The organism is Companilactobacillus furfuricola (assembly GCF_003946325.1).
In the GTDB taxonomy this organism is placed as follows: Bacteria; Bacillota; Bacilli; order Lactobacillales; family Lactobacillaceae; genus Companilactobacillus; species Companilactobacillus furfuricola.
The window spans coordinates 60,677-68,013 of record NZ_RHNT01000009.1 but is presented as its reverse complement, the minus strand read 5'-3'; the positions used below and the strand labels follow the sequence as shown (position 1 = coordinate 68,013).

Sequence of the window (7,337 nt, the reverse complement as noted above, 5' to 3'; positions counted from 1 at the left end):
TGTTGGGCAAACTTATCCTGCATTTCCGGCCTATTAGTCGATTCTTGTACATCAGCTCAGTACTTTGCTTTAGACTTTCTTCAGATTCCACCTCGCGGTGGACACCCTTGTCCTCAACTCGTGATTCCGACTACTACGGCTCACAGTGAACTTTCATCACCTAGCTAACGCCCATGCCGAGCGCACCCAAATTCCTCTTGGCGACGAAGTAGCTTAGAGGAAGACTCGTATTTGAGATTGTTCGGGTGGTCTTCCCGAATAAGCTCAAATCGACGTCGGCAGCGTTCCAGTGGCTGTATCCCCGGGCCCCGGAGTCGGCATTGAACGTACAACCAAAATACTACCTCCACACCCCAACACCAAACAAACTAACAGACCTCCATCCAAGAAAAACGCCACTGTCTGCCATAGCTCACTTACACCTATTATCCCAAATAACTAGAAAGTCCCGAATGATTCAATCTCACCAAATGATCCTTAAACTCCTGCTTACTAAACCGAACCTGCCCCCGATCAAACATCCGAAACAACATAACAGTATTCCGGATCATAAAACTAGCAGCAATAAAAGCATCAGCCCGAGAAATCTCAAAAGAAGCCTCAATAGCGTCAGCAAACCCATGAGCCACCCGATTCTCCACCTGCCTAGAAAGAAAACTATACTCATCAGACATTAAAATAAATGTAAAAAATTCCCGAGACTGATCAAAAAAATCAAACAAAGGATCAAACATCTCCCCAGTCTCCAACCGATACCGATCAAACGGCCGAGAAGTAATAATATCCAACAATTGCTCCGAAAGCTCTTCCACAAAAGTATTCAAAAAATCATCAATAGAATCATAATGCAGATAAAAAGTCTTCCGATTAATACCAGCTTTCTCAGTCAACTTCTTAACCGTAATATCCTGATAAGCAGTAGTCTTTGCCATCTCACGAAAAGCATCTCTCAATGCCTTATTAGTCCTGCGAATTCGTTTATCAATTGCCATAATACTCATATACTCCATATTCATGTTTCAAATAATGATAAAGTAAGAAAAAATATAACTTTAGTGTTGAATTTTTATTCTTAACCTTATATTATCATTATTACACAGGATGTGTATTAATTATTTTTAGAAATAGAGGTTTTATTATGATTCGTGCAGAATGGGAATACCTTAAAAAGCACAAATTTATGACCATAGTTCTAATTGCGATAATTTTTATCCCCTCGATATACTCGGTAACCTTCCTAAAATCCATGTGGGATCCATATGGTGAACTGGAAAATATCCCCGTCGCCGTGGTCAACGAAGACAAAGCGACCACCTATCAAGGGAAACAGCTAAACGCCGGTAAAGATCTAGCGTCTAACTTGAAAAAATCGTCAGCAATGGACTTTAAAGTCATGGATAAAAAGCAAGCTCGTGAAGGCTTGAATTACGGAAAGTACTACATGACGATCACCATACCTAGTGACTTTTCTAAAAATGCGACAACATTGTTGAACAAAAAGCCTGAAAAAATGGTTTTGCACTACAAAACTAGTGCTGGTCACAATTACGTAGCGTCGAAAATGACTTCCTCTGCTGCCAAACAAGCGGCACAAAGTGTTTCCGATGAAGTCACTAATACTTATGCCAAGACGATGTTTAGTTCCATAAAGCAACTTAGCAATGGTATGAAGAAAGCTTCTAATGGTAGTAAGAAATTAGGTGACGGAACGACCCAACTAGTCTCTGCCAACCAACAAATGACAACTGGCTTGGACCAGCTAGCATCCAGTTCCTTGACCTTCGCTGATGGAGCCAACACTTTGAATAATGGCCTAAGTACTTATATCAATGGTGTTTCTTCAGCAGCTAGTGGTAGTCAAACTCTAGCAACTGGTCTAAATCAGTTAAATGGCAGTACTGCTAGTTTATCTAGTGGCGTCGGCCAACTGGCTTCTGGAAGTTCAACATTAGCTTCTGGCGTTCAAAGTTATACTAACGGCGTCAGTCAAGTAAACTCTGGTGCTTCACAATTGAGCTCAGGTTCTGATCAATTAGCAAACGGAGCGGGAACTTTAGCTACTAACGCCGACACTTTGAATTCTGGTTTAAGCCAAATTTATTCTGCAAGTAATGAATTGACGCAGCAACTCCAACAGATCGGCAACGGTAATACTAGTTCCAGCCAGTTGAATCAAGTCAGTGGTTCGATCGATAACATGCAAAGTCAATTGAGTGGCAGCAATTCTAGTCAAATCTCAGCTTTGCAAAACGATCTAGCTTCCTTACAACAAGAGATTGATAACGTTAGTTCAGGTTCAACTGATGGCATTAAACAACGCTTAGCATCAACAGCTGATGCTCAAGGATTGAGTGCTGATCAAAAAGCAGCAATGTTAGCTGCTGTCAATGGGTCTGACACTGGAACAGACACAAGTGCTCTCAAGAGTTCTGCTAACGCTTTAAGTGCTGATCTAAGCAAACTAGCTTCCGCACAAAATACTGCTAGTTCTACTAGTAACACTGCAGCTAGTGATATGACTACGGTCATCCAACAGCTAGCCGCAGCTTCAGAGCAATTAACTGGTCAGATCCAAACTGCCTCTGCAGGAATGGGCCAACTTTCTAGTGGCATCAATAGCTTGCAATCAAGCAGCAGCCAATTAGCCAGTGGAGCTGAGCAAGTCTCCGCCGGAACATTACAATTAATGAACAACAATGCTAGTTTGAATAACGGTGCAAGTAGCTTGAATAGTGGCTTAACTTCACTAAATAGCCAAGTCCCAACTTTGACCAGCGGAATTTCCCAACTTAGTAGTGGAGCTGATCAGTTAAATTCTGGTTTAGCTCAATTAAATGCCAATGGTTCAACGATCACTTCTGGAGCTGGCCAACTAAGTAGCGGTGCTACTCAAATTTCGAGTGGTGCTTCTCAACTGCAATCTGGCTCTACCCAAATGGGTGACGGTTTAGGACAATTGAGTGATGGAACGACCGACTTGACCACACAATTAGCCAATGGCGCTAAAAAATCAAAAGTCGACCCAACCAAATTGACTTACGCTCAAGTAGCTAAGCCAACTACTACAAAACATACTGAACGAGACGACGCACCAAACAATGGTACTGGTATGGCACCTTATATGATCTCAGTATCGCTTTTCGTTGGTGCATTGGCTTTCAACTTGATGTTTGATCTTTATACACCAAGAAAATACCCACACAGCAGTATTGGCTGGTGGGCAAGTAAAGCTTCCCTCAAGACTGGATTTGCCTTGCTTGAAAGTATCACAGTCTTTATTCTCTTGATATTGATCGACGGTCTAGCACCGATCCATCCTTTCGCAACATTATGCGTCATCTTCTTAACGGGACTAACCTTCATGGAAATTGTCTCGTGGCTGAACCTCGTCGCTGGAAAAGTCGGAGCATTCTTGAGTATGATCTTACTCGTGCTTCAACTTGGTGGCTCAGCCGGTACTTATCCGATCCAGCTTTCCGACGGATTCTTCAATGCCATCAATCCATTCCTACCAATGACTTACTCGGTACAAGGATTGCGTGATACATTGATGACCGGAAATACCGCTTGGCCAGAAATGCTAATATTACTAGCAATCGGCCTAGTATTCATGTTCTTGACAATGCTGTTTTACATGAGACGAAAGTCAAGAATAAAAGAAATGGACTTCTCGGAAAATTCATCTGAAAAATCATTAGTTTAAGTTACACAGAGAGCGCAGCGAGGTTGGTCAGCTGCTGAGGATTAACGCGGGTGGTCGCACAAGGTACGGCAAAGCCGTGCCGCGGCCACCTGTGTTAACCGGAGGCCGCTACCTCGCGGAGCTCGTTTCAACATCCTTGAGGATAAAGAAAAACGCCACTATCAAAACCGCTGCAGTCATAGTAGACGGAAATAGATACCTCTATATCTATTCAGCAAGTTTAGGAAAAATTCCAACATACGAGCAGCGACTACCCCTGCTAAACCGGAGGCCGCTGTCGCCTGGAGCTCGTTTCAAAATAAGAGAGCAATCGAGATTTTTTAATCTTGATTGCTCTCTTTTTCTTTACTATTTAAAATTCAAGCTTTCGAAAGACCTGACAAGACACTTTTGCCACTTTCAACAAAGTAGCGAATGCCAGTTTCGATAGTCTCATCTTTGCCTTCAAAACTGGGATCGTGGACGCCGTGAGCATTTTTAGATCCATTAGAACCGATAAATGCAAAAGTTCCCGGGATCTTGGTTTCAAATGTCGCAAAATCTTCGGCAGTCATCGTTAGTTTTGGCTGACTGATCTCTGTGGTCAAGCCTTGTTTGACCAAGTCAGTGATGATTGGGTCGTTATTGATAGGATCAGCGCCTCTAGTCCAGTTTACGGTTGCTGTTTGCTCAAAAGATTCCGCTGTCTTAGTTACGATCTGGATCAATCTTTGCTGAACTTTTTCAGCATCAGCTTCAGTAAATGCCCTGACCGTACCTTCAAGTTTGGCAGTCTCCGGCAATACATTCCAAGTCTTGCCTGCGTTGACTTTGGTTACGCTCACGACGGCAGCGTGAAATGGATCCTGATTTCGACTGACAATGGTTTGCAACTGAGTGATGATAGCTGCTTGCGTGACCACAACATCGGTCCCATTTTGCGGTTGGGCCGCATGCGTTCCTGCTCCTTTGATCGTAATGTCAAAATGATAACAGCCTGCCATCAAAGTCCCCGCTTTTAAAGCAATTTCCCCCACCGGAAGATCCGGTTGGTTATGAAAGCCAATGATGGCTTCAACATCATCGAGAACGTTTTTTTCCAAGACTTGATCAGCCCCAAAGCCTTCTTCCTCCGCCGGTTGGAATAGCAATTTGACTGTCCCATTGAGTTGATCTTTTTGCTGATTTAATTGATAGGCCGCCCCTAGCAAGCTGGATAAGTGTAGATCGTGGCCACAAGCATGCATCACGCCGGGATTTTTTGACTTATACGACAAAGCAGTCTGCTCTTGGATCGGTAATCCATCAATATCCGCTCGTAAAGCGATGGTGGGTCCGGGATTTGCCCCTTTGATCACAGCTAGTAAACCAGTATCCAAGTCGGTGGGTTCAATGGGGATCTGCCAATTGGTCAAAATTTGCGAGATTTTCTTCGTAGTCTCAAATTCGTGATTCGATAATTCTGGATATTGGTGGAACTCGTGTCTAAGTTGGATTATCTTTTTTAAAAAGTTATTTCAGTTGTTGCTGTCATATCATCACCTCAGTCAAATGCCGCATTAATTGCATTATTTAGATCATCGATCAAATCGTCTACGTCTTCTAAACCGATCGACAGTCGCAACAATTGGTCGGTCACGCCACTCTTGATCCGTCTTTCTTCTGGGATTTCTCGGTGAGTGATCTTACTTGGATTAACGATCAACGAACGACTATCGCCAACGTTTGGTAAATATAAAAAGAGCTTCGTCGTATCGATCACTTGATCCGTTTGTTCTGAAGTACCGGCGATCTCAAAAGATAAAACGGTCCCAATACCTTTAGGGAAGTACTTTTGAGCCAGGTCATATTGGCCAGAACTAGGAAGTCCACTGTAATAAACTTTTTTCACGTGTGGATTATTCGATAAGAACTCAGCGATTTTTATACTAGAGGCGACTTCTTTGTCGATCCGCTCCGTGATTGTTTCTAAGCCTAACAATTCCAAATAAGCGTCGACTGGTCCTAGAACGGCTCCCATCAGGCGTAAATATTTCATCCGTAATCGTTTGATGAAAGCCTGTTTGCCGAAGACATTGGTAAAGGAATAATTTTGCGGGAATTTACTATTTTTCAAACTGTACTCGTCTTCTTGAAATTGCGGAAATTTGCCATTGTTCCAGTCGAAATTACCGCCATCGACGACTAGTCCAGAAACAACATTGCCGTGACCACTAATCCCCTTGGTCGACGAGTAAACCACGATATCGGCCCCGTATTTGATTGGTTGAAACAAGTATGGTGTGGAAAAAGTATTGTCGATGATCAAAGGAATGTTAGCATTGTGAGCAATTTTCGCCAATTTTTCAACGTCTGAGATCTCAGTAGTCGGGTTGGATACACTTTCAGCGTAAATAGCTTTAGTATCCGGCTGGATCAACTGTTGAATTGTATCGATATCGTTAATATTTTCTACGAGGTCAAAATTGATGCCAAATTTTGGAAAAAGGGTTTCGAATTCATCTAATGCTGCGCCATAAATATCATATGGAGCAATGATACGGCCGCCGCCTTCAGCAACGTTTAAAATAGCATAAGTAATAGCTGCCATCCCTGACCCAACTGCTACTGCATCAACACCGTCATCAAGTTCTGCGATCCTTTTTTCTAAAGTTGAAACGGTCGGATTACCAACTCGCGAATACGTAAACGAATCTGGCACCTCTCCAGAAGCAACGGCATCCCCTTGTGCCGCTGTTCCCAAAGTAAAAGCTGCTGTCTGGTAAATAGGTATTTGTGCTGAATTGTTGTGCTCAGCTGGTTCGTATCCTCCGTGGATCCTCAACGTATCAAATTTGTCTTTGCTCAATTTATCTCACTCCTATATTCCTCGTAATAACTGTTTTACTAGCTCATCGACGCTAGTGTTGCTTAAAAATTCAATTTGTCCTGGATTTCACGTCTAAACTCTAAAAATTCGTCACTAGTTCGTTTGCGTGGAAAGTCTAATGGATTAGTCACGATTTCTTTGATCTTACCTGGACGTGGTGTCATGACGACGATCCTCGTTCCTAAATAAATTGCTTCATCGATATCGTGCGTGACTAAGATCATCGTTGTTTTCGTCTGCTTCCAAACTCGTTGGATCACATCTTGAACATCTGCTCTCGTAAAAGCATCTAAAGCTCCCATTGGTTCGTCTAACAACAATAACTCTGGATTCAAGACGATCGAACGAGCTAACGCTGCTCTTTGCGCCATACCACCAGACACTTGATGGGGATACGCATTTTCAAAACCTTTTAAACCCATCAAGTCAATATAATGGTCGACTAGTTTCTTATCGTAATCGTGACCGTTAGTAGCTTTTAACCCGGAACTAATATTTTCCTTGATCGTCTCCCAAGGAAATAAGCTACCGTGTTGAAAGACGTAGCCTCGCGAAACATCTGGTTGATCGATCAAATTGCCATCGACCGACACTTCGCCTTTTTCAGGTGTATCTAAACCTGAAATAAGTCGTAAAAGCGTGGTCTTACCACAGCCCGAAGGGCCAATAATAGAGATGAATTCTCCAGAACCGACATGTAAATTGATATCTTCCAAAACGTTGATCTTCTGACCGTTATTGTCTTCTAGTATTCGATCGACATTCTCAACTGCTAATTGCACCATC

The 7,337-nt window shown here is 42.8% G+C and carries 6 protein-coding genes; 1 reads left to right on the top strand and 5 read right to left on the bottom strand.

Annotated features, from left to right (window positions below; all coding sequences use genetic code 11):
- Positions 1 to 264: 264 nt before the first annotated feature.
- Entirely contained in the window at positions 265 to 399 is a 135-nt protein-coding gene (locus tag EKM78_RS13240) for a hypothetical protein (RefSeq protein WP_281273590.1), read from the bottom strand.
- 26 nt (positions 400 to 425) lie between these two features.
- Entirely contained in the window at positions 426 to 992 is a 567-nt protein-coding gene (locus EKM78_RS04670; RefSeq protein ID WP_125769873.1) for a TetR/AcrR family transcriptional regulator, read from the bottom strand.
- 146 nt (positions 993 to 1,138) lie between these two features.
- Here EKM78_RS04670 and EKM78_RS04665 point away from each other — a divergent pair, with 146 nt between their 5' ends.
- Positions 1,139 to 3,703 carry a YhgE/Pip domain-containing protein gene (locus EKM78_RS04665; RefSeq protein ID WP_125769871.1) on the top strand — a complete coding sequence of 855 codons (2,565 nt, stop codon included), beginning with the start codon at positions 1,139 to 1,141 and terminating at the stop codon, positions 3,701 to 3,703.
- A 359-nt stretch (positions 3,704 to 4,062) separates the two neighbouring features.
- On the opposite strand, the gene EKM78_RS04660 is transcribed toward EKM78_RS04665, so the two are convergent.
- From EKM78_RS04660 to EKM78_RS04650, 3 genes are all read right to left on the bottom strand, one after another.
- Positions 4,063 to 5,181 carry an amidohydrolase gene (locus EKM78_RS04660; protein WP_125769868.1) on the bottom strand — a complete coding sequence of 373 codons (1,119 nt, stop codon included), beginning with the start codon at positions 5,179 to 5,181 and terminating at the stop codon, positions 4,063 to 4,065.
- Between the two features lie 44 nt (positions 5,182 to 5,225).
- Positions 5,226 to 6,530, bottom strand: coding sequence for an O-acetylhomoserine aminocarboxypropyltransferase/cysteine synthase family protein (locus EKM78_RS04655; RefSeq protein WP_125769866.1), 1,305 nt, complete (start codon positions 6,528 to 6,530; stop codon positions 5,226 to 5,228).
- Between the two features lie 62 nt (positions 6,531 to 6,592).
- Positions 6,593 to 7,336, bottom strand: a complete 744-nt coding sequence (locus EKM78_RS04650) for an ABC transporter ATP-binding protein (RefSeq protein WP_125769864.1) — start codon at positions 7,334 to 7,336, stop codon at positions 6,593 to 6,595.
- Position 7,337: the final 1 nt, after the last annotated feature.